Here is a 25,596-nt window from a genome sequence, read left to right as displayed (position 1 = left end):
TGGGGCGGTGAGCAATTGGGCAGGTTTCTTTATGGAGAGGTGACAAAATGACAAGTGTCCCCATAGGCTTGATTGCCGGATTAATACTAGCGCCGATGATACTGACGTGTTTCGTTGTGGCCTTCATCGCACACAAGTACGTTGAACCTATTGAAGAACGTTTACCCAACTGCGCTTTTGTGAAAACCACTAGGGACGCATTTTCAGCGGGCGGCCTACTGGGCAAGATTATGCGCGGCGGCGTTATTGCCATGGTGTTGATGATGCCCACACTCAGCGCCCGAAGAGGTGTTATTGACGCCAAAGAAGTACAAAATCTTCCGAGCCACTACAAAAAACTTTTGATAGTTCCGGTGGTTATATTGTTCGTTTTGTTTTCTTCGTTGATCGCACTCAGGCTTTTTTCAGTCTGATTTATAGAGGGGCATTGAGCCGATGCGGGGCAGATCACCCCGCACCGATACGCTGCCCCAGCGCTGCTGCTGGTTTACTGCGTTATGACAGGCGCGATTCGCCGGTAGCGCGGCTCGTAAACTCGGCCGTGACACCGATGCGCGAGAACACTTGCCAGGCAAAAAGCAGCACGCTGCAGCCAATCAGGATGGAGGCGACGGCGATCAATGGCTCGACTGACGGGAAGCCCTTGAGGCGCAACGTCAGTGCGCCGAGCATCACCGGGACGCCAACATTGAACGTCCAGAATTGTGCCGCCGCAACGCGCCCTTCGGTGATTGACGGGTGCACTGTGCCGATGAGGCCGAACAGTGCCATCGACACCCATCCCAACAAATTGATATGGGCATGTACCGCGAAGAGCGAGTGGTCGCCGGAAGCGCCCATCGCCACACCCAGCACCACGCCGATGGCAAAGTAGACAGCTGCAAGCCGAAACCAGGTCCGCGAACGGTGATTGAGATTCATGGCATTCACCTCATGCGCCCTGAGGCGCGCTCAGTTGCTTAAAAGTCGATGTGAAGCGTTATGAAATGCAAGCGACGGTCCCGATCGACCTGCCGTTGCTTTGGGATGCTCATAATGGGCGACCTCTTGTGGGTGGGTGGCCTGGTGTCTATTATGAGACTCATGTCTCATAAGAAGACGGGGTATCATTTATTCCATGTCGATTCAGAAGTCAAGCCCGTCCATCCGCGACGGCGATTCGCAAGGTCGCGTCAACCAGAAGTTGCGAACGCGCCAGGCGCTTATCGATGCCGCCGTCGCATTGCGCGACGAGGGTCATAACCCTACGGTCGCGCAAGTGGCCGAGCGCGCGATGGTCTCGCGTGCCACGGCGTATCGCTATTTTCCCTCGACCGAGGCGTTGATCAGCGAGACGGCGGCCGATCGCGAGATGACACCGCTGGAGCGCATCTGGCGGCCGGGAGATGATCCGGTAAAGGGTATTGGTCTGGCGGCGAACGCGTTGAACAAGCTTCTGATCGACGACGAGATCGGCCTGCACGTGATGGAACGTTCGTTCATGACGGTGTGGCTCGACAGTGACGCCCATGAGCCCCTGCGCCCGGGTCGTCGCTTGAGCTACATTGAGCCGATTGTCGACTCGCTGAAGGACGTGCTTTCACCGCGAGCGCGCAAACGCTTGAAGCAGGCGCTGTCGATTGTCATGGGCACGGAGGCGTTGATTGCTGTGCGCGATATCGGGGGTGCGAGTATCGAAGAATCACTCAACACCGCCGCCTGGGCAGCGCGGGCGCTCGTTCGTCAGGCATTGGTGGAGGATGAACAAGCGCGACGCAAGCGCAATGAAGGCTGAGTACGGGTGCTAGAGCATAAGATGTTCACTGCCCAAATGTGGGAGCGGCGGTGCGACGAATCGACTTGCTCGCGAAGACGGCCTGATAACCGGCCTATTCTTTGTGGGCTGAGTACATATCCGTTGCTGCGGTAACGGCTGATTGTGGTTTCGCTTTTACAGCGAGTGACTTGGAAAAGCCCCAAGTAACCAAGGGCTTTTGCCCCTCCATTCGGTGCCTCGCTTAGGCTCGGCATGCCCTCACTCCGGCATTGCTCCGGGGACCCGCCGCCATCGGCCATCCCTGGCCGTGGGCGGCTACCGCGGCATCCTTGCCGCGGTACCCCCTACGCAACGCCTGCGTTCGGCCTCTGGGAAAGGGGCGGCAGATCTGAAGCCACAGCAAAGCAACGGCAAGATCAACAGCGAACGCAACATCTGAAAAACTATCGCCCTGTAGGAGCGAGCTTGCTCGCGATGAATCCATAGGCACCGCGCTCATCCTGCTGAAACGCGTCATCGTTGACGATTTTCGCGAGCAAGCTCGCTCCTACAGGGTTGGAAAAACCGATATCAACTCACTTGCAGTGATTCATAGCCAGGAAAGTCGGTATATCCAACTGCACCATTTCTAGTGTAATAACTCGACGGATCAGCCTCTATAACGGGCCAGTTGTTCTGGAAACGTTCCACCAGATCCGGATTGCCAACAAAAGGCCGTCCAAATGCAATCAGGTCGACATTCCAGGTATCCAAAGCGGCTTTCCCGGAGACTTTATCAAAACCACCACACCAGATAATCGTACCCTTATAGAGAGAACGAATGTTCTGAACCAGAGCATCACTTAAATGATGCTGATTAAAATCGCTGGAATTCATATTGCCTGACGGCATTAACTGATAGACCAAATGCACATAGGCAATATTTCTCCTGTCCAACTGTGCGCAAAGATAAAGCAAGGTTTCTTCTACTTTGGGATCTTCGGGCATGCTGTTAAATCGCCCGAATGGCGACAATCGAACGCCTACCCGATCCGGTCCCAATACAGCTGCAGCGGCGTCCACCACCTCAAGCAGAAAACGTGTTCTCGATTCCAGTGTCTGCCCACCGTAGCTATCCGTACGTGTATTGAGGGCCGAGTTAGTGAATTGATCGACAAGGTATCCATTGGCCCCATGAATTTCCACGCCATCGAATCCGGCGGCATCCGCGTTTTTAGCGGCTTGAGCGAACTCATTCACCACATGCGACACGTCTTCGAGGGTCATTTGTCGTGGCTGGCTTGCCCGGACAAATGTGGCCTTACCTTCAGCATCGTAAGCAAAAACATCGGATTCGCTCGCCGCCTCATCAGTTACGCCCCAAGGCGCTTCGCCATTGGGCATCAGCGATGTATGCGCCATCCGGCCTACGTGCCACAGCTGGGCGAAGATCCGGCCGGCATCGCGGTGCACTTCATCGGTGACCCTGCGCCAACCTTGAATCTGGGCCTGCGAATACAGGCCAGGCGTCCGAGCGTAGCCCTTGCTGTATGGGGAAACGTCGACCGCTTCAGTTATGATCAACCCGGCACTGGCACGCTGGCCATAGTACTGGGCCATCAGTGCCGTCGGAACATCACCTTCGGATGTCCTCGCGCGGGTCATCGGTGCCATCACGACACGATTTTTCAGACTGATTTTGCCGCCAAGTGTATGAGGAGAGAGTAAGTTAACCATGTGATTATCCCGTTACTGAAAGAAGTCCAGGCAGGGTAGCCGTTGATTAAAACTCCGTTCCACAGACAAATAGGTGTGTAAGTATGCACGTCACAAAACATCTGCCCGGTTTACCGATCGAAAGAGCATTGAGCGTTGTCTCAGGGCGATGGAAGGCGGTCATTATCTACGTGCTGTTAGAAGGGCCGCAGCGTATATGCTTTCTCGAAAATAATATCCAGGGTATTTCGCAAAAAGTTCTGATTGGTCAACTTAGAGCACTTGAAAATCACGGTCTGGTGTATCGGTTGTTCTTTGCGCAAGAGCCGCAAAGAATTGATTATGCTCTAACCCCTCTGGGCCTGAGTCTCGAACCGTTACTTAACAGTCTGTACGACTGGGGGGTAACTCACGCGACGGAAATGGGCGAGGTTCATCGGCTTCTTCCTTGCGAGGCTGTCGTAAAACTATCGGCTGGGGACGCTGGAGAATAAGCAAAAATGAGCGGCGCCCACGCCGGATCCCACAACTATAAAAAGCCAGCGGAGACACGAATGGGCGAGCAAGAATCGTTCGAAGACCTACCGCTGACCCGCTTCCCTATCAGGACGGTGTTCAACCGTCAGGATGGCCGCGGGCCCGCTGGGGAATTACGCGCTATTCCGCCGCTTTAAGCGTGTTGACCTGGACCAGGAGCATGGAGGTATCGGCGGTTTCCACGAACAGGTCATAGGCCTCCAGGTAGAGGTAGACGTTTTTTGTCTTCAGCCCGTTGTCTGCGGCGCAAGTTACATTGCGCGCCATCCCTCGCAGCGAGGCGACTTTTTGTGCGGCAGGAAAGGATTCACCCGCCGAGCATTCAAAATCTTGCTCGAACGGTTTGCCAGTCGTTGTCGTATAGCTTTTGCTGTAGGCGATGTCGCTCCCAGGCTTGAGGGTTTGCCAATCGCCCTCCAATTTGATGTGTGTGAGCGTGCTTGGCTGGCTGGTTTTGTCCGAGCGCTGAGTGCTGCTCGTGGCGGCAAGTTCGATCAACCCGCGCCAGCGGATGCTCACACGCTGGCTGCTGCCCAAGGCGCCCGTCGCCTGCTGACGCCATAGGCCGCGGGCCGGGCCTGGTTGCAGATACAGGTCCAGCGGGCTGTCGTTGATCAAGGCGAGAGGCACCATTGGGGAGGAGGCGTTGTAAGTGAATTGCAAATGGCTGAGCGTGTGGGTCGGTTGCCCCTGAGGCAGCGCGCTGACCTCTGCCAGCAGTGGTGCCGGAACCTCTGGCGTCAGCATGTTCGGTGGTGATTTTTTCCGGGATACGGGCGTGGCGAGTTGCGCCAGGTTAGCGGGTTCGGCGCACACGGCACCCATCAGCCGGGCGCGTTGTTCTTTGTCCAATGCACTGTCAAGCGACTGAACGGACGGCGGGAGCAGAGTCTGGCCATTTAAACGATAAACCAAGCGGGTGCTGGCCTGGTGGGTAGTGCAGTCGATCTCGACACGTTCCAGCTGTCGGTCGTAAGGCTTCCCTTCGTTTTCATCCAGGCGGATGCGGCCGTAGTCGATGCCCGCCCATATAGCACGTCGAGCGTTCGTCGTGGCCAGGGTGCCCGGGTCTAGTAACAAAACGTCTTCGCTGTCGCCGGGAAGCTGCCTCCAACTGCTGTCCCGGACCGCTTGGCACAACTGTTGGTTCATGTTTCGCGCTGGGTCTGCCGGCAGGACATAGGCACTGCTCCAGTCCTTTGCGCGTCGATACTCCATGGCTAATTGCGCCGAATCGCAGCCTGCGAAAAGACGAGCCTGGGTGGCGGGCTCGGAGCCTTCTGCCGGGACATTCACCGTCACCAGGGCAGTTTGGCCAAGTTTGATAGTGGTATCCAACGGCAACGGCTGGGTTTGTATACGGGACGCCATCGCCTGATTTTGTACCTGGCGTTCGGCAGCCACCTGCTTATAGTAATCGGCCATCCCGTTGCTTTGCAGGGCACAACCCGTCAGGGTCACAGCGAAAACGGCGCCCGCGAGGCGAAATAGTAAACTCACAGCAAACTGCTCCTTGGCGCGCACGGAATTCATCACGATCGCGGGCGCGTACTTTATTGGGTTATCGAAGTGTTGAAGTTATTGCGATGTGGCCGAGACAGTGATCCGTTGTACTCGGCGGCTAAGAACTATCGAGGAAACTGAATTGTCGAGTTCAAGAGGGGCGTTCATGGACGGTCCTTCGTCGGTTTCTGAGTATCAAGCCCATTTGAATCGGCTTAACCCGTAAAACCTTTAGCGAAGGGAGTGACAGCAGCGGGCAGGCGCGCGAGCCTCTATCCTTCCCGGTGTCAGTTTTTCTCGCTCAACCCAGTGTTCGATCAGGGCGAATGGCTTCGCAAAGGTCGTTTGCACTTCTTAATACGAGGAACCCAACGTGGCGAACTACACCCTGGAATACCTGTTCAACGGCGAACCTCGCGCGCACATGTTCGAACTCGAGCAGCCTCGGCTGCCTGTCCATGAGGCGGCGATGCACCTGCTACAGCTGCATTATGGGGATGCCGAAAACAGCCTGATCATGCCCACTGCGGACGCGACGCCGGAGGAAATTTTAGAGCAGGCTGAGCGAGTAGGGCTGACGCGGATAAAGGTCGTCGATTAACCCGGTTGAATCGACAGCGAGAGGACCCTTGAGGAAGGTCGCGGGCAAATGGGCAGCTGCGTAAATATCGGGACGGACAGCGTGGTGGACGGCATTAAGCAATTGTCCCAACGCACACATACTCAATGCGTCTTCTACCGTTGCAGTTCGGTAGCTAATGGCTTCATCCATGCTGAGCTACTCTCCTTGACTGTGCATAATGCCGTCATCGCGCTTTCACCGATCTGACAGGCCCTCATGACGCTGACATTTTTCGTCTTTACCTTGCAGTCCATAGCCGGATGCGTAGGCATTTGTATCGTGCTACCCCGTCCTGGCGTTATCCCGCCCTCTACCAGGAACATCGACCACCCCTCCAGGCCCTGGCGGATTTTTTACCGGGTCATGGCCTTCTGTATTTGCAACCTGTGGGCGTGTCTGCTGATCTGGATTCCACTGGCCCACCACATTACCGGCAGCCCATCGGACGTCACTCGCGCATTGCTGCTGCTGGCTCTACCCATTCCCTTGGCCATCGTTTTCTATTGGTGGCTGGCTAAAGCAGTGCGCAAGCGGGCCAGGGATTCATGATAAGTCGGTCTTCACACTCAGACCTGATCCATCGCCTCGGTCAGCCCCTGGTCCTCACCCAGGAACCCGCCACTCTGATGGTGCCAAAGCCGCGCATAGATCCCGTTCCTGGCGAGCAATTCGGTGTGCGTGCCCTGTTCGACGATGCGTCCATCATCCATGACAATCAGTCGATCCATCGCCGCAATCGTGGACAGCCGATGGGCGATGGCGATGACGGTTTTGCCTTGCATCATTTCATCGAGGCTTTCCTGAATGGCCACTTCGACTTCCGAATCCAGTGCGCTGGTCGCCTCGTCCAGTAGCAGGATCGGGGCGTTCTTGAGCATCACCCGGGCAATCGCGACGCGCTGGCGCTGGCCGCCCGACAACTTGATGCCGCGCTCGCCCACCAAAGTGTCGTAGCCGGTGTGGCCTTGCCGGTCGCTCAATTGGCTGATGAACTCATCGGCCTGGGCACTGGCCGCGGCACTGCGGATTTGTGCGTCGCTGGCATCGGGTCGGCCGTAGGCGATGTTGTCGCGAATGGAACGGTGCAGCAGGGACGTATCCTGGGTGACCATGCCGATGGCGCTGCGCAGGCTGTCTTGTGTCACGTGCGCAATGTCTTGCCCGTCAATGCGAATCTGCCCGCTGTCGACATCATAGAAGCGCAGCAGCAAGTTGATGAGCGTGGATTTGCCCGCACCGGAGCGGCCCACCAGGCCGATTTTTTCGCCCGGGCGAATGTTCAGGCTCAGGCCATCGAGCACTTGGCGTTCGCCACTGTAGTTGAAGCTCACCTTGTCGAAGGTGACCGCGCCGCCGGAGGTCACCAGCACGCCCGCGTCCGGCGCATCCTGGACCTTGGGGCCTCGGGTAAGGGTGGCCATGCCATCCTGCACGGTGCCGATGCTCTCGAACAGCGAGGTCATTTGCCACATGATCCAGTGCGACATGCCGTTGATGCGCAACGCCATGGCGGTAATCGCCGCCACGGCACCCGTGCCGACTTCGCCCAGGTGCCACAGCCACAGTGCATAACCGCCTGCTGCCATGATCAACGCCACCACCAACGCTTGGTTGACGATCTCGAATTGGCTGACCAGGCGCATCTGGCGAAAGCCGGTCTGCTTGAAATCTTCCATGGCTGCGCGCGCGAAGTGCGCTTCACGATTGGAATGGGAGAACAGTTTCACTGTCGTGATGTTGGTGTAGGCGTCCGAGATACGTCCGGTCATCGAGGAGCGCGCATGGGCCTGTTCCTGCCCGACTTTGCCCAAACGGGGCACGAAGTAGAGCATGGCCAGCCCGAACAACACGATCCAGGCAATGAAAGGCAGCATCAGTTTCAGAGCAAAGCCGCCGGCCAGTGCAATCAGCGCGATGAAATACACCCCGATGCCGGGTGCGATCTCGATCAGGGTAAACAGCACGTCGCGCACGGCCAACGCTGTCTGCATCACCTTGGTGGTGACCCGGCCGGAGAACTCATCGGAAAAGAACGAAAGGCTTTGCCGCAGCATCAGGCGGTGGAAGTCCCAACGCAGCCGCAACGGCAGATTGATCGCCAATATCTGGTGCTGCACCATGGTCCGCAACGCCACCAGCCCGATGCTGGTCAGCATGACGAAGCCCATGCCCCACAACACGCGACTTTCCTGCGCTGCCGCATCACCACCGGCCTTCCAGGTCGAGAGCAGGTCCACCACCTGACCGAGGAAAGAAAACAGCCAGGCTTCGTAGATCGACACACCGGCACTCAGCAGCGCAAACGCCAGAATATAGCCGCGCGCGCCCCGTGTGCACGCCCAAAGGAACCGAGCCAGGCCGTCGGGTGGCGGTGGTACCTCGTCGGGCGGGAAGGGGTCGAGTCTTTGTTCAAATACGCGAAGCATGGTGGTCTCCGAAGCGATCAAGAAGCAGATTTTACACAGCCAGCAGTCGAGCAGGGCCCATCGATGCCCAAGGAAATGCAGTGCTTGAACTCCCGCGTGGTTTGCGAGTCCATCATTTGCCGGTTCGAATCTCAGCGCTTTTTATTTTTTTGGCGCCGGGTTCTTCATTGATCGCCGGGCTTTCCGATAGACCGTCATGGAAGAAGGAGAAGTTACATGGATTCAAGAAGTAGGTGGGTAGCGGCTTTCATCAATGGCCTGAATCAGACCCGCTGCATGTGAATGTTAATAGGGACCGTCACAGTGCAATCGCAGGCAGCGATTTGCTGCCGTGTATTTAATCAATTATCAAGGAAGTAACCCACTATGCAGCCATCATCCAAGCCCGCTCCATCGGTGACGGGAGAACTGATCAAAACCTTCCGCCATGGCAAAGGTTTCCTGTTGTTCACGCTGTTGTTCGCCATCCTCATGTTGGGCCTGGCAGGTTTTATGGTGTACCTGGCAACACTCCTGCCGTCAGGCGGCGCGAACAACCATGAGGCCGATCCAAAGTTGCTGATCTATGCGGCGGCGGGCTTACTGGCGATTATTTCCGCCGTTCTGTTCGGCATTCATTTCTGGCAGAAGAAGCTGCGCGGAACCCATTATGAGGTGTACGAGCACGGCATCGTCGCGATCAACGCAGCGGGTCAGAATTACACGGCATTCGCTGAAATCGAAGACCTGTATCTGTTCGGCTCAGGGCAAACCGGCTTCACTGGCCTGATTACCAATCTGGCTTATCGACGGAATGAGCGTGAGCCCTTTCATCGCGTCATCGAGTCCCTCAAGGGTTTTCAGGATTTTCAGCAAATAGTGCGCGAGCTGCACGTGCGCGCTCGCCTGCCGATCGTGGTGGAACGGCTGGAATCTGGCGGTGCGGTGAGTTTCAGATTTGTGCCTACCGGGCAGGTCTGGCGCAAACGGCTGTCGGGGGATTTCTTGAATATCACCACCCAGACAATCATCCTGACTCGCGAGTTTCTGGACGTTGAGGGGCGCAAAGTCCCGGTGTCGAGCCTGCGTTCAGTCGATATGAATACGTGGAGTGAGAAGGTCACCATTAAGGACGAGGCGGGTAGCCCGATCCTGTCCACCGTCTGCACCGGCATTCTGAGCCATGACCTGTTCCTCACGACGCTGGACGTGTTGCTTGATGCTGAACGAGTAGACCTTGGTGAAAAGGCCCCAACCCTGGTGTGAGGATCGCCAAGCGCTGGTCGACTGATTGTCAGCCAGCGCAAGCCGGGACAGGACTGAGCCCATTGGGTGTCATAGCAGCGTTCAAACCTCGTTGACCGCCGGAACATCCGTTTCCGGCGCAGCGGTATTGGTTTCAGCCTCCAGCTTCAATCGGTCAGCCTTGCTGATGTATTTAGACTTGTTTGCCGGGGCCAATTTGGCACTCGCCTTTTTGGCGTGAGCTTTTAATAACTGCTGTATTTTTTTACGGCGATTCATATCGTTCTACTCAGCTTGTAAATGCTTGAATGATATCAGCTTGAATCTGCAGCCAGATCCCCGTGGCAAGGTTCGTTTTGGGCCATATGGATAGAGGGCGAGCCGTGGCTCCGGTCGTATAAATTTGAAATGCGCGGCGTTGCCCGACAGAATCGCGCCCCGATCCGGGCAAAAGGTGCCGGATGTCCGTGGTGAAAAAGGGGCTGTAGTTGAACGAACAGACATTGTCCATGCGTCTGGAGCGCGTCGCGGCACATGTGCCAGCCGGTGCGCGCCTGGCCGATATCGGCTCGGATCACGGCTACTTGCCTGTGGCATTGATGCGCCGTGGCGTCATCGCGGCGGCGGTGGCCGGCGAGGTGGCATTGACACCGTTTCGCTCGGCCGAACGCACCGTTCGCGAGAATGGTTTCGACGAGCGGATCAACGTACGCCTGGCCAATGGCCTGGCGGCGATCGAGCCGGAAGACCGGATCACGGCGATCAGCATCTGCGGCATGGGCGGCGAAACGATCCGCGACATCCTCGACAGCGGCAGGGCGTATTTGAGTGGCCAGGAGCGCCTGATCCTGCAACCCAACGGCGGCGAGCAGCCACTGCGCCAATGGCTGATGGACAATGATTACCGCATCCTCTGCGAGGAACTGCTGCGGGAAAACCGCTTCGACTACGAAATCATCGTCGCCGAGCGCATAGGGCCGGTGATGTACACCGCCGAGGAACTGTACTTCGGCCCGTTGCAGATGCAGGCACGCAACCCGGCGTTCCTGCTCAAGTGGCAGCGCATATTGCGCGAGAAGCACAAGACCCTGAACCAGTTCGCCCGTGCGCGGCAGGCCGTGCCCGAAGAGAAGGTGCAGGATATCGCGCGGCAGGCCCGGTGGATCACCGAACTGCTGGCTTGAGCCTGCGCACTAAAGCCAGGTATTCACCACTCTGCGATCCAGTTCCTCCCAATCCGCCATCCCCAGCACCCGCGTGGTGTTCAAACCGCGCAAATAACCGCGCAACTGATTGGCGGTGGCCCGCGCCAGCTCCGGGTCGGGCGCGTTGTCGTCCAACAGTACGGTTTCGTACTGGGTTAGGTACTCGGCCACCCGGTCACGGAAGTCGGGCAAAACCGCATCGCGGATCAGGTCAAAAGTTCTCAAGTAGCGTTCCTCATCAATCTTTTCCAGTGGTGATGGCGTGTGCTTGCGTCTGCACGACGCGCAACTATTGCTAGAAGTAATAGTGACCATCACTAAACGCAAGTTCTGCTTTATCGGCAATCGTCGGAAAATAGCCTCCATCGAACACGCGGCTCAATAAATTTTCCCCGGGTGTTGACCGAATCTTTTACTTTCAGGATGAGACCGATGCGCTCTTTCATCGTGCCTGCCATGGCGCTGGCCCCATTGCTACTCGCCGGTTGTGCTTCCGCACCTAACGATCCGACCCTGACCTTGCAGACCCGCAAGACGCCTGCGCAGTTCGCCGACTGCGTCGTACCGAAACTGCAGGGCAGCGCGTTGCACCCGACGGTTTCGCAGACCCAGCGCAGCTATCGGATCGTGGTCCCGAGCAAAGTCTCGGCGGATAACGTGCTGGAAGCCTACAAGGCCGGGAACGGCGGCAAGGTGTTCATCTACGAGCGGCATTTGCTGGCCTCGAACTTCCTGCCTTCGAGTTTTGAACGCGCCGCACAGGAATGCATCTGACCCCCGGCCCGTAGACGTTTTTTACCGAGCTCCTTTGGTTGGCCGCAACCAACCAATTTTTTGCCCCGCACCGCATTCGGTCGCGGGGCTTTTTTTCGTCTGCAAATGAACGGCAATGACATCCGGTAAGACCTCTGGGGAGGCGACTAACATCGAAGCACCACCCACGTTCAACTCGCAAGAGCTTCCATAGCCCCAAAGTGCCCCTACAGGAACAACCGAGTTTTGACACGCGGCCCTCATGTCATCGCCTTTATCGCCAATCATGAACGTGCACGACGGCGCGCGCTCAAGTGATAAAAGCAATAGCCGCAGCAGGTCAGTCTTGTCGTCTAACGTCCCGTCGGGCGACGTACCAAACACACCTTGGAACGTTTCGGACAGTCCGGTATGGACGAGCATTTTGTCTGCAAACTCCTGACGTTTTGACGTGGCGACAAACAGTGAATAATGAGTCGAAGAAAGTACCTCCAATGCTTCCAGTATGCCCGGATAGGGAGAGCAGTTATAAAGCCCTTCTTTCCTGTAGTGGGCGCGATACAACGCTAAGCACTCAGTGATCCGGTCGTCGCCAAAGGGTTTTAAAAGATGCGCAACGACATCGTGCATGGGCGGGCCGAATAGACGTTGAGTATCCGGGATTGGTTGAAAGTCGTGACCAAGCTGACGCATCGCAAACGTTAAGCTCTCAATGATGCCCGGCGCAGAGTCGAGTACGGTGCCATCAAGGTCAAAGATAATGACTTTTAATTCATTCATGTCCTGGCCTGGTGCCGAAATCAGCCGGCTCACCACCGGCTCCTGTCGACCCAATATTCACATCCGCGCCAGCGCCTGCGCCAGGTCGGCGCGCAGGTCTTCAACGTCTTCGACACCCACTGACAAACGCACCAGCGCATCGCCGATGCCGAGTTGCGCACGGGTGTCCGCAGGAATAGTGGCGTGGGTCATGATCGCCGGGTGTTCGATCAGGCTTTCGACGCCGCCCAGGCTCTCGGCCAGGGCGAAGATCTGCACGCTCTCGAGGAAACGCTTGGCGCCGGCCAGGTCGCTGTTGAGGTCGAGGGAGATCATCCCGCCGAATCCGCGCATTTGCTGCCGCGCCAGTTCGTGCTGCGGGTGCGAGGGCAGGCCCGGGTAATAGACGCGTGCCACCTGCGGCTGACGCTCCAGCCATTGCGCCAGTTCCAGCGCATTGCTGCAATGACGCTCCATGCGCAGCGCCAGGGTTTTCACGCCGCGCAGGGTCAGGAACGCGTCGAACGGCCCGGCGATAGCGCCCACGGCGTTTTGCAGGAAACCCAGGCGCTCGGACAGTTCAGCGTTCTGACCGACTACCGCGATACCGCCGATGACGTCGGAGTGGCCGTTCAGGTACTTGGTCGTCGAGTGCACCACGATATCGAAGCCCAGCTCCAGCGGGCGCTGGATCCACGGGCTGGCAAAGGTGTTGTCGGCCACGCAGATGATGCCTCGCGCGCGGCAGATGCGGGCGATGGCGGCCAGGTCAGTCAGGCGTAGTAGCGGATTGCTTGGCGTCTCGACACAGACCATCCGCGTGTCGTCCTGCAGGGCGGCTTCGAAGGCGGCGAGGTTGGTCAGGTCGACGAAGCTGAAGCGATGCCCGGCGCTGCGCCGGCGCACTTTGTCGAACAGGCGGAACGTACCGCCGTACAAATCGTTGCCGGAGACGATGTGCGAATCAGCGTCAAGCAGTTCCAGGATGGTTGAGATCGCCGCCAGCCCGGAGGCGAAGGCGAAGGCCTGGGTACCGCTTTCGAGATCCGCGATGCAGCGCTCCAGCGCAAAGCGCGTCGGGTTGTGCGAACGCCCGTAGTCGAAACCCTTGTGCACGCCGGGGCTTTGTTGCAAATAGGTGGAGTTGGCGTAAATCGGCGGCATCAGCGCCCCGGTGGTGGGGTCCGGCGCCTGTCCGGCGTGGATCACACGGGTGGCGAAGGCGCGGGGAGCGCCAGTTTCATCGTGCTGACTCATGCAAGGGATCTCCGTAGGTGATTGAGCAGGTCGACGCGGGTAATCAGGCCGTGGAAGCCCGAGGCGTCGGCGATGATGGCCACCAGTCCGCGATCGAGCTCCGTCTGCAGCTCAGCCAGACTGGCCCCTGGAGGCAGGGTTTGCAACTTGTCGGTCATGACGCTGGCCACGGTCATATGAAAGTGCGAAGCGTCTTCATGGACGCCCAGCAAAATATCGGACTCGTCGATCACGCCGACCAGTCGTTGCTTGTCAACCAGCACCGGCAGTTGTGACACATCCGCCAGGCGCATGCGCTGGAAGGCGGTGAGCAGGGTGTCGTCCGGGCCCACGCTGATCACCCGGCCATCCTCGAAGCGCCGCGCGATCAGGTCGCGCAGATCGCCATAGCGTTTGTACTGCAGCAAGCCCTGATCGTTCATCCACTGGTCGTTATAGACCTTCGACAGATAACGGGTACCGGTGTCGCAGACGAAGCTGACCACGCGTTTCGGCTCGGTTTGCTCGCGGCAATAGCGCAACGCTGCCGCCAGCAAGGTGCCGGTCGACGAGCCGCCGAGAATGCCTTCGGCACGCAGCAATTGACGGGCATGATCGAAGCTTTCTTCATCGCTGATCGAATAGGCGTGCCGCACGCTGGACAGGTCGGCAATCGACGGAATGAAGTCTTCGCCGATGCCTTCCACCGCCCAGGAACCGGGCTTGCCCAGGGTGCCGCTGCGGCTGTATTCGGCCATCACCGAGCCGACCGGATCCGCCAGCACCATGACCAGGTCAGGTTGCACGCGGCGAAAGAAGCGCGTCAGCCCGGTCAGCGTACCGGCCGAGCCGACACCGACGACGATGGCATCCACGTCATGCTGAGTCTGCGCCCAGATCTCCGGTGCGGTGCTGCACTCGTGGGCCAGCGGGTTGGCCGGGTTGTTGAATTGGTCGGCGAAAAACGCGTCGGGAATCTCTTGTGCCAGCCGCGCAGCGACGTCTTGGTAGTAATCGGGATGGCCTTTGCCGACGTCGGAACGGGTGATGTGCACCTCGGCGCCCATTGCCTTGAGGTGCAAGACTTTCTCGGTGGACATCTTGTCCGGCACTACCAACACCACTCGATAACCTTTGGCCCGCCCGACCAGTGCCAGGCCCAGTCCCGTGTTGCCGGCGGTGGCTTCGACGATGGTGCCGCCGGGTCGCAGGCTACCGTCGCGTTCGGCGGCGTCAATCATCGCCAGGCCGATGCGGTCCTTGATCGAACCGCCGGGGTTTTGCGATTCGAGTTTGAGAAACAGGGTGCACGGGCCGGTATCGAAACGGCTGACGCGCACCAGCGGCGTATTGCCAATCAGTTCGAGTACGGCGGGGCGGGAGTCGTTCGGCATGTCGTCACCTCGCGGGGGGAATCTGCTCTGGATGGACAGCAACCTGCGTTCGGTCATCGCGTGTCAGTCGCAGGAAATGCCTCGCTTGGAACATAGGCTGCGATTGCGCTACCCGCAACCTTCCACGGCCAGCCGGTAGCGTCATAACCGAACCGCCACGGGTTGCGTCTGCTAGTCTGCCGGGCCCGACAGTCAACAAAACCAGGTTCAATCAATGTTCGACATCCGCGTCATGACCATGGCCGATTACGCTGCAGTCATCGACCTCATGAGGGGCACGCCAGGCGTCTCGTTGCGGGATGCAGACTCTCGTGAATCGACGTCGAAATACCTGGAGCGCAACCCTGGATTGAGCTTCGTTGCAGAAGTCGAAGGCGTTCTCTGTGGGTGCATCATGTCCGGCCACGACGGCCGCCGAGGCTATTTGCAGCACCTGATTGTGTTGCCTGACTATCGGCGGCAAGGCATCGCCAATGCGTTGGTTGAGCGTTGTCTGTCGAGTCTTGAACAACACGGGATACTCAAATGCCATCTCGACGTGTTCAAGACCAATACGACAGCGGCCAGCTATTGGCACAGCCAAGGCTGGCAACTCAGGACTGATATCGATCGGTACTCGTTTACCCGATCGAATAACGAGAACGCATAACCTGCGGAGCAATGCCCTAACGCAACTCACGAAAACACTGATAACCCTGTAGGAGCTGGCTTGCCCGCGAAGGACGTCAACGATGACGCGTTTTAACAGGATAACCAACGCGCATTCGAGATCTTCGCTGGCAAGCCAGCTCCTACAGGGATGGGGGAGACGTAAATTCCGGGCACCCTGCCGACCTGTAGCAGCTGGCGAAGCCTGCGTTCGGCTGCGCAGCAGTCGTGAAATCAGGCAACGCGGTGTATCAGGAAAACCGCGTGTTCAGGGTTTACGACTGCTGCGCAGCCGAACGCAGGCTTCGCCAGCTGCTACAGGGTTGGGTTGCAGCTGGCTTAGTAGACCTGAGGCACGATCAGTTCTGGCGGCGTCGGGCTGCGGGAGTAGTCTTCCTGGCGCACGCGCTCTGGCAATTCGATCACTGGCAGCTCCACTTCTTCATAAGGCATTTGCCCGAGCAAGTGGTTGATGCAATTGAGTCGGGCTTTCTTCTTGTCATCGGCTTGCACCACCCACCATGGCGCTTCGTCGATGTGGGTGCGTTCCAGCATGATTTCCTTGGCCTTGGTGTAGGCCTCCCAGCGCCGACGGGACTCCAGGTCCATGGGGCTGAGCTTCCATTGCTTGAGCGGGTCGTGAATGCGGCTGAGAAAGCGCAGGTTCTGTTCTGGTCGGAAATCGAGAACCAGTATTTGATCAGCTGAATACCGGAACGGGCGAGCATCCGCTCAAACTCGGGCACCGTACGGAAAAATTCTTCGTACTGATCGTCATTGCAAAAGCCCATGACCTTTTCGACCCCGGCGCGGTTGTACCAGCTACGGTCGAACAACACGATTTCCCCTGCGGCCGGCAAGTGCGAGACGTAGCGCTGGAAATACCACTGAGTGCGTTCGCGGTCATTCGGGGCGGGCAGGGCGGCGACTCGGCAGACCCGAGGATTGAGCCGCTGGGTAATGCGCTTGATCACGCCACCTTTGCCCGCCGCATCGCGTCCTTCGAACAAAATCACCACTTTGTGCCCGGTCTTGACCACCCAGCTTTGCAGCTTCACCAGTTCGCCTTGCAGGCGAAACAGTTCGCTGAAATAGCGTCTTCTGGCTTCCTTCTCACTGCCGTCATCGACGTATTCATCGAACAGCGCGTCGAGGTCGTGCCCGTCCTCCAGTAATTCCAGTTCCAGTTCTTCGTCACTGTGATCGAGCAGCTCGCGATGGATGCGTTGCATCAGGGTGTCGTTGGTTAAAAGCATGGTCAGTACTCCCGACGAAGGTGGAAGTGCCAATGCTAGGCCGCAAGGTGTGACGAAGTGGTGACGAGCGGGAGCCCGGCAAATGTTGGGGTGTCATCTTGGTGTCACCAAAGGCATGGCAACATCCGTGCAAACCGTTTTGACCGCTCGGCGGAACTCCGTCCGCAAGCCGATACATCAGCCAGGAATCCCCATCATGAAAGGAGACACCTCCCTGTTTGCGGCCATTGACCTGGGGTCCAATGCGTTTCGCATGATGATTGGGCAGTCGGTCAAACGAAACCGCCAGTTCGTGATTCAGGAAGTGAAAACCCTGCGTGAGCCCGTCCGTTTGGCCGAGGGGTTCCAGGGCGGAGCGCTGGACGAAATGGCACTGGACCGGGGCTGGCAAGCGCTGGCGCGATTCGGCAAAAAACTCCGCGGCTTTGAAGCGGGGCGAGTGCGAGCGGTGGCGACCAGTGCCGTGCGCGAAGCGGACAATGCGCAGCTGTTCCTGGCCAGTGCGGAGCAGCACCTGGGTTTTCGGATTGATGTCATTACTGGCCAGGAAGAAGCCCAATTGGTGTACGCCGGTGTCGCCCATACGATCCCTGGCACCGAGAGCATGCGCCTGGTCGTGGACATCGGCGGCGGCTCCACCGAACTGATTCTGGGGCAGGGCGCCAAGCCGCTGGTCACCGAGAGCATTGCCATTGGCAGCGGCACCTTTGGCGCGCGTTATTTTCACGGGGGCAGTGTCACCGCCCAGGCACTCCTGGAGGCGGAACGTGTGGCCACGGTGCAGTTTGAAAAAGTGGCACGGCGTTATCGGGCGCTGGGTTGGCAGCAGACGATCGGCTCTTCAGGAACGGCACGGATGCTGGCGAAAGTGCTGCAGGCCAACGGGCTGAACGACTTTGGCCAAAGCGGCATCACCTACAGCGGCCTGTTGCGCTTGTCGTTGCGGCTGCTGGAAGTAGGACATGTCAAAAAGCTGCGACTGACCGGGCTGCAAGCCCATCGCCTGAGCATCCTGCCGGGCGGTCTGGTGCTGATGCTGGCGGCGTTCAAGGTGTTTGGCATCTCGCAGATGACGCCGTCCGAGCCGGGTTTGAGGTTCGGCGTTCTGCATGGCTTGATGTCTAAACACTGACGCAAAATGTGGCAGGCGGATGCACGTTCGCATCCGCCTGACATGTCACTACACGGCACTCCGAATGCATTCGATGATTCGCTTCGCGATGTAAACCACATGGGTCTCCAGCGCGAAGTGTCCGGTGTCCAGCAACTCGACAACGGCATTCGGATTGTCGCGCTTGAACGCTTCTGCGCCGGGCGGAATGAAGAACGGGTCATTTTTGCCCCAGATCGCCAGCGTCGGCAGGGTCGTCTCCCGGAAGAAACGCTGAAAGTCCGGGTAGCGTGTGAGGTTGTTCGCATAGTCCAGGAACAGGTCGAGCTGGATCTCCTTGTTCCCCGGCCGCTCCATCAGCAGCGCATCGAGCGTGTACGACTCGGGCGCGATTTGCTCCGGCGTGCTGACGCCGTGTTCGTACTGCCAGCGCGTCCCTTCCAGATGCAGAATCGCATCCGCAATCGCTTGTCGATTGGCGGCCGAAGGGTCTGCCCAATAGGCCCGGATGGGCGCCCAGGCGTCGCCGAGTCCTTCCAGGTACGCATTGCCGTTTTGCGATATCAGTGCCGTCATCCTTTCAGGATGCTTCACCGCCAGCCGCAAGCCCGTCGGCGCGCCGTAATCGAACACATACATCGCGTAGCGCTTCAGGCCCAGTACCTCAACGAAGTTTTCCAGTGTCTGCGCCAGCGCGTCGAACGTGTAAACGTATTCACGTTCGGCGGGCACCTCGGTGAATCCAAAGCCCGGCAGGTCCGGGGCGATGATATGGAAGTGTTCCGAGAGCAACGGAATCAGCTGCCGGAATTGATGGGATGAGCTTGGAAAGCCATGGAGTAACAGCAAGGTCGGATGCGTAGACTCCCCGGCCTCGCGGTAGAAGACACGAACGCCGTCGACGTCGGCAAATTTGTAGCTGATCGGTGCAGTGCTGAGAGTCGTGCTCGTCATAATGGAAGTCCTCGTAACCGCTTGGATGCGTTTTAGCCGGTTGGCGAAGCTGACTTTTACACGAAAATAGTAACCCGTCAAAATAATTTTAAAGGGTTACTTATTGAACCTGGCGGACCTCTTGCCTCATGCCCCGAGGTTTTTTTGCCGCTCGCGGTGTGCTGCCGCTTTCGCTCTGTTCCCGCAGACAGCCATGCTGCACCAGCGGCGCTTTCTGCCACGGGTGTGGTCGACAAACATCAGGGTGCAACTGGGCCCTTCACAGCACTTCACATTGGAAAAGTCTTCGTCGCTGACGAATTGCGCAAGCACTTCGCCCAACGGCAGCAGCAGGGAATCCGGGCTGCGCCAGCGCCGCTGAAGCGTCCAGGCCAGCTTCGGCGTCTCGCCGTCCTGCAGCGCGATCTGCGTGTACTTCTCGTCTCGTTCGAGCAAGCGATTCAAGGCTTCCAGCTCTTTCAGCACCGAGGCTTGCAGCGGTTTGCCCTTGTACTTCAAGACAAAGCCACGAAACCATTCGCGCAATGAACGTGCCTGGGCCGCGACCCGCTCCATCTCGCCAGGCATCGCCTGTGCCTGAAGCCGTTCCAACACAGCGTCCTCAACCCAGCCAGCCTGTTTCAGCCATTCAAGCCAGCCCGCGCCATCGTCGATCCAGTCGACAGGCTCATCGATGGGCGTGGCTATCGAGTTTAGAAAATCGAGGGCTGCGGCGTCGGCCACAAAGAGTGCCGGGCCACGAGGTGTACTGGTCATGAGGATGTCCACTGAGCGTTGACTGATGCAGGTGAGCGTAACCACTCAAAATGCGTTTGACAAGTTACCCGTTCGGCCATAACCTCTCAATTGCCTTCAGTGTGGTTACGAAAGGGCGATACTCAACATCAACTGGCTAAGGGTGAGGCAGAGATCACGATTCAAGATCTCGACGCCCAGGGATAGACATCATGAAAGCGATCGTTCTTGAGAAATTCGGCGGACTCGACAGCCTTGTCTACACGCACCTCCCGGAACCCGAGGCGCTGCCTGGCCATGTGGTCATTGAGGTCAAGGCCTTTGGGATAAACCACGCCGAGATGCACATGCGCCGTGGCGAATGGGCAGAAGCTGCGCCGGTCTCGGGCATCGAGTGCGTGGGGCTGGTCAAGTCATGTCCGGGTGGAGAATTCCCTGTCGGTGCCAAAGTCGCGGCATTGATGGGTGGTTTGGGCCGGACCATCAACGGCAGCTACGCGCAGTACACCCGTGCGCCGGTGTCGAATGTGGCGCTGATAGAGGCCGATCTGTCCTGGGCGGAACTCGCCGCGATACCGGAAACCTATGCAACCGCCTGGACCTGTCTGTTCCGCAATCTTGAGATTGCCCAAGGGCAGAGGCTACTGATCAGGGGGGCCACTTCTTCGTTTGGGCAGGCCGCCGTGAAGCTGGCGGTCAATGCGGGCGTCCGGGTTGTCGCGACAACCAGAAGCGCTGAGCGGTTTGAAATGCTCGAAGCGTTGGGGGCTGAACGTGTCGAGCAAGAAGGGCCTGATCTGTCGGGTCGTATCGCCGAGGCCAAACAGTTCGACGCCGTGCTGGATCTGGTGGGCAACAGCACGGTTCTGGATTCACTGTCGATTGTTCGCCGAGGTGGCAAGGTTTGCCTGGCGGGCTGGTTGGGCGGCCTGGACCCTATCGCGAATTTCAACCCATTGCTGCAGATGGCGAGCGGGGTCTATCTGACCTTTTTTGGCAGTTTTGTGTTTGGCACCCCTGGCTTCCCTTTGTCGGACGTCCCGTTGCAGTCCATTGCCGAGGAAGCGTCGGCAGGGCGGCTGGATGTCAAACCGTCACGCGTCTTCACATTCGAAGAGATTCGCGAGGCGCATCGCGTCATGGAAGCAAACGAGGCGGGCGGAAAGATGGTGGTCGTGCACGATTGATCGCCCTCCACAAAGCCACTCGAGTTCGAAACAATGCAAGCGTGAGGGCGAGGGCCTTGGCAGCCATCGCCCGCACGATGCTCGGCCAATCGGCCGTTTAGCGCTTGATCAGGGAAATCTTCGTGCCTTCGATGCTGACCCCGGCCATTAACCCTTGCTGGTCGAAGATGAACGCGTAGGCATCGTCCTTCAGCGTCGAGCTGGACAGGTTCTTCGAGATCCCTTCATCAACCACCACCACCGTCGGGCCTACGCCGATTTCCCAGCCCTTGGTTTCACGAATGTAGTTCACGGCTTTGTCGGTCATCAGGAACACCACGTAGCCGTACGACTGAGCGCCAGCCTGCAGCCCCCATGAGCCGGTGACGGAGTTGTAATAACCCTCGACCTTCTTGCCTTTCAACAATTCGCCTTCGCCGTAGCTACCACCAAACACCAGGCCGGCCTTGATGATTTTCGGGAAGACCAGGATCGCTTTGGCGTTGTGCGATATGGTTTCGGCAAATGGATGGGACTTGTAGAGCGTTTGCAACGCTTGCCGAGAGTCGGCATCCAGATTCTCGGCAGTGGCCGCACCGGCGTTGTTCAGGAAACTCGCCGATGCCAGTGCGGCGGTCGCGAGGATGATCGATAGGAAGAACCGCAAGGACTGAGTCATGTTCGTACTCCGATACGGGAGCATTGGATGTGAGCAGCAGCCAGCGCCTGCCCCCGGCAGAATCCGAGCCTACTGACAGTTATCCGGCGCACCCTACAGTGTGTGAATTACCGGCTTCGCCTTTGAAAGAAGCAGCCCGGAGGCCTTTGATCATTGGCGATGTCATCACCTGCTTTGACCTTTGCGTATCAGCCGGGTTCGTTGTCAGGGACTGCTTTTGGCCGTGGAAGTCATTCCGGCCTCGTTGCGTATCCCCTTAAAACACAACACTCAACAGCCACCCCGCGACTCCGCTGCCGATAACCACCAGCCACGGTGGAAGCTTCCAGAACATCAGTGCGACAAGGGCCAGCAGCGCCAAACCGAAGTCTTGCGGCTTGAAAATGGCACTGGTCCAGACCGGCTGATAAAGCGCCGCCAACAGTAGGCCGACCACTGCGGCATTCACCCCGCCCAGTGCGGCCCGCGTGCGCACACTGCGGCGCAGGCGTTCCCAAAACGGCAGGGCGCCGAGGATCAACAAAAAGGACGGCGCGAAGATTGCCAGCAGGCAAATCGCGCCGCCGAGCCAGCCGCTCGGGGCGAGGTTCATCGACGCTCCAAGGAACGCGGCGAACGTGAACAACGGTCCGGGTACCGCCTGCGTTGCGCCATACCCGGCAAGGAACGCGTCATTGCTGACCCAGCCGGGCGGCACCACCTCGGCTTGCAGCAGTGGCAGCACCACGTGACCACCGCCGAACACCAATGCCCCGGCCCGGTAGAAGGCATCCACCATGGCCACGCTTTGATTCGGCAGTAGCTGGTTCAAGAGCGGCAGGCCGACCAGCACTACGAAGAACAGCGACAACCAGATCGCTCCGGCTCGCTGGCTGAGAGTGATCGGCAGGGGCTCGTGCCCGGCGCTCTGCTCGGGTTTGAACAGCAAGAGGCCGACACCGCCAGCGGCGATAATCACGCTGACCTGTCCCCATGCCGACGGTTCAAGCAAGGCGACGCAGGCCGCCATCAGCATGATGCTGACGCGCAGTACATCCGTGCACAGCACCCGCGCCATGCCCCAGACCGCTTGCGCGACCACCGCAACCGCCACCACTTTGAGGCCATGCAAGGCGCCGGGCGCAATCGCCGTGCCGTAATGGGCAATGCCCAGTGCAAACAGAATCAGGGCAATCGCCGACGGCAGCGTAAAACCGGCCCAGGCCGCCAACGCGCCGCCATATCCCGCCCGAGACATGCCCAACGCGATACCCACCTGACTGCTGGCGGGCCCCGGCAGAAATTGGCAGAGCGCCACCAGATCCGCGTAGCTGTGCTCGGTCAACCAGCGCCGTCGGGTGACGAACTCATCGCGAAAGTAACCCAGGTGCGCGATGGGCCCACCGAAAGAGGTCAGCCCAAGGCGCAGGAAAATCAGAAACACCGACCACGCGCTACTGCGGTCATTGGCAAAGCTGGGCATAGGGTCGCCTTGTGGATTCGAATCGGGCTGGTTGAACAATCGAATGACGATAGCGAGTTTCGATGGTTTCAAAAAGGCACGCGCGGCGAGATAGCGAAAGAAACGCAGGCGCCTAAGCTAATTCCAAAAAGATATTTGTTTGTGCTTTTTAAGATCGTTTAGCTTTATGTCTCCAGAGAGTGCTGCGCTTCAAGCGTGGCGCTTTTTTTTGCGTCAGGCCAACCGTTTTTGGGCATGGCCTGAGGTTCAGCCAAATTTCCTGCCCTGGGGCGAGCGCCGTGCCCGCATCCAGGGCTGCTTGCCGGGAGCTCCTGTGACAATCATTCAAACCTCTTTGGCGACTGCCCGGATCGAGTCCTCTTCAAGACGTGCGCAACCGTCCGACGATTACGCCAATGAAGGTGATGTGGTGCTTGAACTGCGAGACGTCACCAAGGCCTATTTGCGAAAAGGTTCCCGGGTGTTGCCGGCCGTCAGCAATGTCAGCCTGAAGGTGCGTCGCGGCGAGGTGCTGTGCCTGATGGGGACTTCCGGCAGCGGCAAGTCGACGTTGCTGCGGCATATCAACCGCTTGATCGAGCCCACGAGTGGCGAGGTATTGATCGAAGGACAGGCCATCAGCGGGTTGAGCAGCAAGGCCTTGCGTGCGCTGAGATCGCGGCGCATCGGCATGGTGTTTCAACATTTTGGCCTGTTGCCTCATCGTACGGTTCTGGACAACGTCGCGTTGCCTCTGGAGTTGCGCGGCGAACCCGAGTCCGTGCGTCATGCGGCGGCAACCTTACAGTTGCAAGCGGTAGGACTGGAGGGGTGGGGAGAGCATTATCCCCACGAGCTTTCCGGCGGTATGCAGCAACGTGTCGGGTTGGCCCGAGCCCTTGTGACGGAGCCCGATATCCTGTTGATGGACGAGCCTTTCAGCGCTCTGGATCCGACCATCCGGCGCGATTTGCAAAGTCATTTCCTGGCCTTGGCCCGCGAGCGCGGGATCAGCACCTTGCTGGTCACGCACGATCCGGCGGAAGCCCTACGTCTTGCCGACCGTATCGCGGTGTTGCGCCAGGGCCGTCTGGTGCAGCTAGGCACACCCGAACAGTTGCTTGAGCATCCGGCAGACGCGGAAGTCGCGGACTTTTTCCGCGACTGCACACCCACACCAACCTCACCGCGCAGCTTAAACAGCCTTCGCCCGCAGACTGCCGAAAGCCAACCTCGCGAGCAGCGCTCCAGCCCCGGCTTACGTGGCTGGCAAGCGCTTTTGCTGGGGCCGGCGGCCCTGGCGGCCCGGGGCAAGGGCGGTTTGTTCTGGCTCACGTTCGCCATCGAACTCGCCGCATTGGCTGTCGTGAGCCAAGGCCTTGCCGACGCGTCGTGGCTTGCGGTGCTGGCGGCACTGGCGGTGTTCGCTGCCAGCCGTTTCACTGCGCTCACGTTGAGCCGCCAGCCCGTGCGCCGCAACGCATCGGGTTGGGTGCTGCCGTTGGCGGTGCTGCTGGTCAGTCAGGCACTGGTGATCTGGCGAGTCATGACCCCAGACACCAGCAACGCCTTGCTGCAGTTCCCGGCCAATCGCCAGGCGCTGCTGGTGGCAGCAGAGAGCATCGATCAGTTCATCGGCTGGTCGCAGGTGACGTTCGAAGGCGCATTTGTCGGCGTGATTGTCGCGGTACGCACGGTCATCGAGGGGATCGAAAACCTGCTGGGCTGGTTGCCGTGGCCGGTGTCGGCGCTGGCGCTGGTGTTTCTGGCCTGGCGTTCGGCTGGGCTGGCGCTAGCCCTGACCAGCAGCGCGGCATTGTTGTACATCGGCCTGTTCGGTTTCTGGGAGCGGACCATTGCCACCCTGGCACTGGTCGGTTCGTCGGTGCTGATCGCTCTGGTTATCGGCGTGCCGACCGGCATTTTGCTGGCGAAGAGACCGCTGGTACGCCGCGTGATCACGCCCTTACTGGATGTCATGCAGACCTTGCCCACGTTTGTTTACCTGATTCCTGCCGTGGCGTTCTTCTCTGTCGGCAAGACGCCGGCCGTGATCGCGACGGTGATTTTCGCCCTGGCGCCGATGATCCGCCTGACCTCGCTGAGCATCCAGGAAGTGCCGAAGGATGCCGTCGAGGCGGCAGTCGCGCACGGTGCCAGCCCTTGGCAAACCCTGATCAAGGTGCAGTTGCCGCTGGCGCGCCGCTCGCTGTTGCTGGGGATCAACCAGACTCTCGTTATGAGTCTGTCGATGGTGGTCGTGGCTGCGCTGATCGGCGCCGGTGGCCTGGGGTATGACGTGATGACGGCGCTGCGCAACATCAAGGGTGGCGAGGGCATGCTGGCCGGCGCGGCGATCGTCCTGTGTGCGCTCATTCCGGATCGAATCATTCAATCGAGCTTGCGCAAGCAAGATCATCCGCACAACTAAACAGAGAGACTTATCGTGAAGACACACTTGTCGCGCACCCTGGGCGCAGCCGCGCTGCTGGCTTC

The 25,596-nt window shown here is 58.8% G+C and carries 25 protein-coding genes and 2 pseudogenes; 12 read left to right on the top strand and 15 right to left on the bottom strand.

Features of this window, described 5'->3' with window-relative positions:
* Nucleotides 1-47 precede the first annotated feature (47 nt).
* Entirely contained in the window at nt 48-413 is a 366-nt protein-coding gene (locus tag ACIPL2_RS09805) for a hypothetical protein (protein WP_401355483.1), read from the top strand.
* An 82-nt stretch (nt 414-495) separates the two neighbouring features.
* Here ACIPL2_RS09805 and ACIPL2_RS09800 read toward each other — a convergent pair whose 3' ends face one another.
* Nucleotides 496-921, bottom strand: coding sequence for a hypothetical protein (locus ACIPL2_RS09800; RefSeq protein WP_401355480.1), 426 nt, complete (start codon nt 919-921; stop codon nt 496-498).
* Between the two features lie 196 nt (nt 922-1,117).
* Between ACIPL2_RS09800 and ACIPL2_RS09795 the strand changes: the two genes are divergently transcribed.
* Nucleotides 1,118-1,774 (top strand): TetR/AcrR family transcriptional regulator, encoded by a 657-nt coding sequence (locus tag ACIPL2_RS09795; RefSeq protein ID WP_401355477.1) that lies wholly within the window; start codon nt 1,118-1,120, stop codon nt 1,772-1,774.
* Nucleotides 1,775-2,326: 552 nt separating this feature from the next.
* On the opposite strand, the gene ACIPL2_RS09790 is transcribed toward ACIPL2_RS09795, so the two are convergent.
* Complete coding sequence (locus tag ACIPL2_RS09790; RefSeq protein WP_401355474.1) at nt 2,327-3,472, bottom strand: alkene reductase; 1,146 nt, start codon at nt 3,470-3,472, stop codon at nt 2,327-2,329.
* A gap of 83 nt (nt 3,473-3,555) precedes the next feature.
* Here ACIPL2_RS09790 and ACIPL2_RS09785 point away from each other — a divergent pair, with 83 nt between their 5' ends.
* On the top strand, nt 3,556-3,945 hold the full coding sequence (locus tag ACIPL2_RS09785) for a winged helix-turn-helix transcriptional regulator (protein ID WP_401355471.1): 390 nt from the start codon (nt 3,556-3,558) through the stop codon (nt 3,943-3,945).
* Nucleotides 3,946-4,108: 163 nt separating this feature from the next.
* Here the strand turns inward: ACIPL2_RS09785 and ACIPL2_RS09780 are convergent, their stop codons facing one another.
* Nucleotides 4,109-5,521, bottom strand: coding sequence for a hypothetical protein (locus ACIPL2_RS09780; RefSeq protein ID WP_401355470.1), 1,413 nt, complete (start codon nt 5,519-5,521; stop codon nt 4,109-4,111).
* A 343-nt stretch (nt 5,522-5,864) separates the two neighbouring features.
* On the opposite strand from ACIPL2_RS09780, the gene ACIPL2_RS09775 reads away from it, so the two are divergent.
* Nucleotides 5,865-6,092: a hypothetical protein gene (locus ACIPL2_RS09775; protein ID WP_401355752.1), complete on the top strand. Its 228-nt coding sequence runs from the start codon at nt 5,865-5,867 to the stop codon at nt 6,090-6,092.
* A 51-nt stretch (nt 6,093-6,143) separates the two neighbouring features.
* Here the strand turns inward: ACIPL2_RS09775 and ACIPL2_RS09770 are convergent.
* Nucleotides 6,144-6,263, bottom strand: a pseudogene (locus tag ACIPL2_RS09770) (GNAT family N-acetyltransferase); the annotation flags it as partial.
* A gap of 213 nt (nt 6,264-6,476) precedes the next feature.
* Here ACIPL2_RS09770 and ACIPL2_RS09765 point away from each other — a divergent pair.
* On the top strand, nt 6,477-6,662 hold the full coding sequence (locus ACIPL2_RS09765; protein WP_401355467.1) for a hypothetical protein: 186 nt from the start codon (nt 6,477-6,479) through the stop codon (nt 6,660-6,662).
* Nucleotides 6,663-6,679: 17 nt separating this feature from the next.
* On the opposite strand, the gene ACIPL2_RS09760 is transcribed toward ACIPL2_RS09765, so the two are convergent.
* A complete protein-coding gene (locus ACIPL2_RS09760) occupies nt 6,680-8,539 on the bottom strand; it encodes an ABC transporter ATP-binding protein (protein ID WP_401355464.1) in 1,860 nt (619 codons plus the stop codon).
* Nucleotides 8,540-8,983: 444 nt separating this feature from the next.
* On the opposite strand from ACIPL2_RS09760, the gene ACIPL2_RS09755 reads away from it, so the two are divergent.
* Nucleotides 8,984-9,784: a hypothetical protein gene (locus tag ACIPL2_RS09755; RefSeq protein ID WP_401355461.1), complete on the top strand. Its 801-nt coding sequence runs from the start codon at nt 8,984-8,986 to the stop codon at nt 9,782-9,784.
* Between the two features lie 81 nt (nt 9,785-9,865).
* Here the strand turns inward: ACIPL2_RS09755 and ACIPL2_RS09750 are convergent, their stop codons facing one another.
* On the bottom strand, nt 9,866-10,042 hold the full coding sequence (locus ACIPL2_RS09750; protein ID WP_401355458.1) for a DUF2986 domain-containing protein: 177 nt from the start codon (nt 10,040-10,042) through the stop codon (nt 9,866-9,868).
* Nucleotides 10,043-10,251: 209 nt separating this feature from the next.
* Here ACIPL2_RS09750 and ACIPL2_RS09745 point away from each other — a divergent pair, with 209 nt between their 5' ends.
* Nucleotides 10,252-10,947: a tRNA (adenine(22)-N(1))-methyltransferase gene (locus ACIPL2_RS09745; RefSeq protein WP_401355455.1), complete on the top strand. Its 696-nt coding sequence runs from the start codon at nt 10,252-10,254 to the stop codon at nt 10,945-10,947.
* A gap of 9 nt (nt 10,948-10,956) precedes the next feature.
* Here ACIPL2_RS09745 and ACIPL2_RS09740 read toward each other — a convergent pair whose 3' ends face one another.
* Nucleotides 10,957-11,193, bottom strand: a complete 237-nt coding sequence (locus tag ACIPL2_RS09740) for a hypothetical protein (RefSeq protein WP_401355453.1) — start codon at nt 11,191-11,193, stop codon at nt 10,957-10,959.
* A 207-nt stretch (nt 11,194-11,400) separates the two neighbouring features.
* On the opposite strand from ACIPL2_RS09740, the gene ACIPL2_RS09735 reads away from it, so the two are divergent.
* Nucleotides 11,401-11,742, top strand: a complete 342-nt coding sequence (locus ACIPL2_RS09735) for a hypothetical protein (protein WP_401355451.1) — start codon at nt 11,401-11,403, stop codon at nt 11,740-11,742.
* A gap of 21 nt (nt 11,743-11,763) precedes the next feature.
* Here ACIPL2_RS09735 and ACIPL2_RS09730 read toward each other — a convergent pair whose 3' ends face one another.
* From ACIPL2_RS09730 to ACIPL2_RS09720, 3 genes are read right to left on the bottom strand one after another with little or no spacing between them, the layout of a single operon-like run.
* Complete coding sequence (locus ACIPL2_RS09730; RefSeq protein ID WP_401355448.1) at nt 11,764-12,534, bottom strand: HAD hydrolase-like protein; 771 nt, start codon at nt 12,532-12,534, stop codon at nt 11,764-11,766.
* A gap of 24 nt (nt 12,535-12,558) precedes the next feature.
* Entirely contained in the window at nt 12,559-13,737 is a 1,179-nt protein-coding gene (locus ACIPL2_RS09725) for a trans-sulfuration enzyme family protein (protein ID WP_401355446.1), read from the bottom strand.
* The gene (locus ACIPL2_RS09720; protein ID WP_401355443.1) at nt 13,734-15,110 is read right to left on the bottom strand and encodes a pyridoxal-phosphate dependent enzyme; all 1,377 of its coding nucleotides are present in this window, start codon (nt 15,108-15,110) and stop codon (nt 13,734-13,736) included. The genes ACIPL2_RS09725 and ACIPL2_RS09720 overlap by 4 nt, the downstream gene beginning before the upstream one ends.
* Before the next feature lie 214 nt (nt 15,111-15,324).
* Between ACIPL2_RS09720 and ACIPL2_RS09715 the strand changes: the two genes are divergently transcribed.
* A complete protein-coding gene (locus ACIPL2_RS09715; RefSeq protein ID WP_401355442.1) occupies nt 15,325-15,759 on the top strand; it encodes a GNAT family N-acetyltransferase in 435 nt (144 codons plus the stop codon).
* A gap of 338 nt (nt 15,760-16,097) precedes the next feature.
* Here the strand turns inward: ACIPL2_RS09715 and ppk2 are convergent.
* Nucleotides 16,098-17,014 (bottom strand): annotated as a pseudogene (gene ppk2, locus ACIPL2_RS09710) (polyphosphate kinase 2).
* A 196-nt stretch (nt 17,015-17,210) separates the two neighbouring features.
* Between ppk2 and ACIPL2_RS09705 the strand changes: the two are divergent.
* A complete protein-coding gene (locus ACIPL2_RS09705) occupies nt 17,211-18,146 on the top strand; it encodes a Ppx/GppA family phosphatase (protein ID WP_401355440.1) in 936 nt (311 codons plus the stop codon).
* A 48-nt stretch (nt 18,147-18,194) separates the two neighbouring features.
* Here the strand turns inward: ACIPL2_RS09705 and ACIPL2_RS09700 are convergent, their stop codons facing one another.
* Nucleotides 18,195-19,079, bottom strand: coding sequence for an alpha/beta fold hydrolase (locus ACIPL2_RS09700; protein ID WP_401355437.1), 885 nt, complete (start codon nt 19,077-19,079; stop codon nt 18,195-18,197).
* 126 nt (nt 19,080-19,205) lie between these two features.
* Nucleotides 19,206-19,835: a CGNR zinc finger domain-containing protein gene (locus tag ACIPL2_RS09695; protein ID WP_401355434.1), complete on the bottom strand. Its 630-nt coding sequence runs from the start codon at nt 19,833-19,835 to the stop codon at nt 19,206-19,208.
* Nucleotides 19,836-20,026: 191 nt separating this feature from the next.
* Here ACIPL2_RS09695 and ACIPL2_RS09690 point away from each other — a divergent pair, with 191 nt between their 5' ends.
* A complete protein-coding gene (locus ACIPL2_RS09690) occupies nt 20,027-21,001 on the top strand; it encodes a zinc-binding alcohol dehydrogenase family protein (RefSeq protein ID WP_401355431.1) in 975 nt (324 codons plus the stop codon).
* A 97-nt stretch (nt 21,002-21,098) separates the two neighbouring features.
* Here the strand turns inward: ACIPL2_RS09690 and ACIPL2_RS09685 are convergent, their stop codons facing one another.
* Both ACIPL2_RS09685 and chrA read right to left on the bottom strand, forming a co-directional pair.
* A complete protein-coding gene (locus ACIPL2_RS09685; protein WP_401355428.1) occupies nt 21,099-21,659 on the bottom strand; it encodes a YSC84-related protein in 561 nt (186 codons plus the stop codon).
* Between the two features lie 256 nt (nt 21,660-21,915).
* Nucleotides 21,916-23,121: a chromate efflux transporter gene (gene chrA / locus ACIPL2_RS09680; RefSeq protein WP_401355426.1), complete on the bottom strand. Its 1,206-nt coding sequence runs from the start codon at nt 23,119-23,121 to the stop codon at nt 21,916-21,918.
* Between the two features lie 313 nt (nt 23,122-23,434).
* Here chrA and ACIPL2_RS09675 point away from each other — a divergent pair, with 313 nt between their 5' ends.
* Complete coding sequence (locus tag ACIPL2_RS09675; RefSeq protein ID WP_401355424.1) at nt 23,435-25,531, top strand: ATP-binding cassette domain-containing protein; 2,097 nt, start codon at nt 23,435-23,437, stop codon at nt 25,529-25,531.
* Nucleotides 25,532-25,596 lie beyond the last annotated feature (65 nt).

The sequence above is a fragment of the Pseudomonas sp. NPDC086251 genome, assembly GCF_044746405.1.
Lineage (GTDB): Bacteria > Pseudomonadota > Gammaproteobacteria > Pseudomonadales > Pseudomonadaceae > Aquipseudomonas.
Note: the sequence above shows the minus strand (reverse complement) of the source record. Positions and strands in the feature narration are given on the sequence as shown.